Below are 2429 nucleotides of genomic sequence, written 5' to 3'. Positions count from 1 at the left end.
ATTTGTTTATTTACTGCTGTCTTTGATACCCCTATCTCGTCGGCTATCTGCCGGATCGTTTTCATACTTTCACGAACAGGCCCACAGGACTCACACCCTTAAACCCAGGCGTAGATATGTACCAACAGCCGGGGTCTGTTGGCTCCCAGGCCACTTCAAGGGTAATCTCGTGCCAGCCATCTGGAAACAATGCGGTAAATCCCTCTCCTGCGTGTATGCCACGCCCTTCCAGGAGCAGCCGAGGGTGCGGATCATCGTCTGCCGGATCGGGAAGCTGTATCTGCGCAATCCTCTCTTTATCCCAGCTCATAGGCCTTTCCTCCTTCCCCTAAAATAAATCGCTATGCGATCCCGTCCGGGTGAGATACAAAATCAGCTCGTCCCCGTCCACTTCGTAGATCAGCAACCAATCCGGCGTAATGTGGCACTCACGACACCCCGCATAGTCCCCAGAAAGTTGGTGATCCCTGTTCTTCTCTGGCAGCGGCTCCCCCGCCGCCAGCTTTTTAATAATATCCGTCAGCAAAGAAATATCAAAACCGCGCTTTTTCACGCGCTTCAAATCCTTCTGAAATTTTGTGGTTGGTCTTATGTTATACATCGGCAAGCAGCTCCTCCATCATCTGATCGACATTGGAATAGGTCTTGCCGAGGCTCGGATCGGCTTTCATTCTCTTTACTTCCTTGATTGCTTCGACGGTTTCAGCGTTCGGCACATCGCCGCTGATTTCAAAGGGTATTCTATACTCCCTCACAGCCTTACGCGCAAAAACATTGAACGCCGTTGTCATCGTCATTCCCATATCAGAACAAAACGCCTCAAACTGCCGCTTCAAATCCGCGTCCATACGGATATTGATACTTGTATTCGCCATAATAGCAACTCCTTTCGCTTTTATTATAACCCGTTTTATCATATTCATTGTATATCTTTTTGTTTACAATGTCAATACAACCTCCCCGCCCTCGACGCTCTAAAGTTCTACCCTGGTATGTACGCATTTAGGGGGCAAAAAAGCCTTGATTTATGCGGCTTTCCGGGCGCGGTAGAGAGGGGGCCTATATATTTTACCCTCGGAGGGCTGAAAACGGCTTCTAAAGCGTAACAGGGGCCTTTCTGTGCCTTATTCCTGACCCCCATCGTGCAGCGCGTCCAGGAGCCAATCGCTCAACTCCTGGGAAGGGGACACCCGCACCGTTATATGCCCATTTTCAAAGCGCACCACTGGCAGCGGGCAATCCCACCACTTGCGGACGGTTTTCGGATCAAGGCCAGTTTCCCGGTGACAGTCGGCCTTGCGCCCCTCCGGGTGCTGCTGCCGCCATTCATAAACCCGCGCCTGGGCCGTTCCGCTGCCTTTAGGCCGCCCATTCCCTTCTCTCCAATTCGTACCATTGGCCTTATCGTTAATCTCCTGGATTGCTCTCGCACCCTGCAAATGTACTGGCTGTTTGCGCCAGTTCCGCTTATTGACGGGCATAGTCAGGCCGGAGAGCTTCGCTATATCGTCCCTGGGGAATGTCACATAGTCCTCGTTGAACATCTCCAGGGCGCACACCACATCATCTTTTGTAAAGCGGTTTATATCCTCCACGCTCATATCATCGTAGGGCCGGAGCAGCGCGAAAGCGTCCCGGCGCAGCTCGTCCTCGTCTATCCCGCATTTTTTCGCATAAATCGCCAGCGTCATAATGCCATAGAAACGATGGCCCACCCGGATTTCATCGGCGATCCGGTGCAGCCACCAGTCATAAAGGTCACGCTTGACCGTCCAGCGGCCCCGTCGCTCCTTTTTGACGATCCGCCGCTCATACCAATCCGGGTACTTCTCCTTCGCCTCGGCCAGCGACAGGCGGCTCTTTCTCATAAGCCCTTCAAGCCGCTGCTGCTCCCCATTGCTGTCCGGGATATAATCAAGCAGCCGCGCCAGCTCCACCGGCCCACCGAGCCGAAACGCCCTCACAGGGTACTCCCGTCCCAGCTTCGAGCCGGAGCCGACAACCCGAAAGCCCTGCAAAATCCCCTGCATTTGCGGCTCCTTGATGGTGGAGGTAAACTTATTCCAAATCTGCCGGGTAAGGGAATATTTCAGCTCTTTCAAGCATTTCTGGTTGTACGGGTACATAGGCACCGGCTCTTCCAGCACATAATACAGGTGAAGCCCTGTCCCGCTGTTTACAACAAAGGTTGCCTGGGGCAGAATATCCTTGTTCATCTGGTGCAGCGTGTCCCGGAGCTGGGGCATACCCACCCCGTCCAGGTCAAAGACCAGGGCATAGAGATACCGGGCATTTTTGCCGCACCGCCGCCGCCCAAAATAGGAGATCGGGGACATAATCGTAAAATCGGTATCTTGCAACTCCCGCAGCTCGTCCAGCTCGTCAGTAATGGTACAGCGTTTCGCTTTACCGTCCCCCTCGATCTGCAA

The 2429-nt window shown here is 53.4% G+C and carries 4 protein-coding genes; all 4 read right to left on the bottom strand.

Annotated elements, in window-relative coordinates; genetic code table 11:
• Positions 1-61 precede the first annotated feature (61 nt).
• The gene (locus DWZ40_RS19080) at positions 62-310 is read right to left on the bottom strand and encodes a hypothetical protein (RefSeq protein ID WP_118544356.1); all 249 of its coding nucleotides are present in this window, start codon (positions 308-310) and stop codon (positions 62-64) included.
• Between the two features lie 18 nt (positions 311-328).
• A complete protein-coding gene (locus tag DWZ40_RS19075; protein WP_066859802.1) occupies positions 329-601 on the bottom strand; it encodes a type II toxin-antitoxin system YafQ family toxin in 273 nt (90 codons plus the stop codon).
• A complete protein-coding gene (locus DWZ40_RS19070) occupies positions 594-875 on the bottom strand; it encodes a type II toxin-antitoxin system RelB/DinJ family antitoxin (RefSeq protein ID WP_118544355.1) in 282 nt (93 codons plus the stop codon). The genes DWZ40_RS19075 and DWZ40_RS19070 overlap by 8 nt, the downstream gene beginning before the upstream one ends.
• A gap of 249 nt (positions 876-1124) precedes the next feature.
• Positions 1125-2429 (bottom strand): hypothetical protein (locus DWZ40_RS19065; protein WP_118544354.1); only part of this gene is annotated, 1305 nt, incomplete at its 5' end.

This window comes from Clostridium sp. AF32-12BH (assembly GCF_003477935.1).
Classification (GTDB): Bacteria; Bacillota; Clostridia; order Lachnospirales; family Lachnospiraceae; genus Brotaphodocola.
The sequence above is the reverse complement of the archived record's forward strand: the minus strand, read 5'-3'. Positions and strand labels throughout refer to the sequence as shown.

Bases quoted from the DNA above. Each gene is read 5' to 3' on its own strand.
- DWZ40_RS19070 (WP_118544355.1), bottom strand. From the start codon at position 875: ATGGCGAATACAAGTATCAATATCCGTATGGACGCGGATTTGAAGCGG.
- DWZ40_RS19080 (WP_118544356.1), bottom strand. From the start codon at position 310: ATGAGCTGGGATAAAGAGAGGATTGCGCAGATACAGCTTCCCGATCCG.
- DWZ40_RS19075 (WP_066859802.1), bottom strand. From the start codon at position 601: ATGTATAACATAAGACCAACCACAAAATTTCAGAAGGATTTGAAGCGC.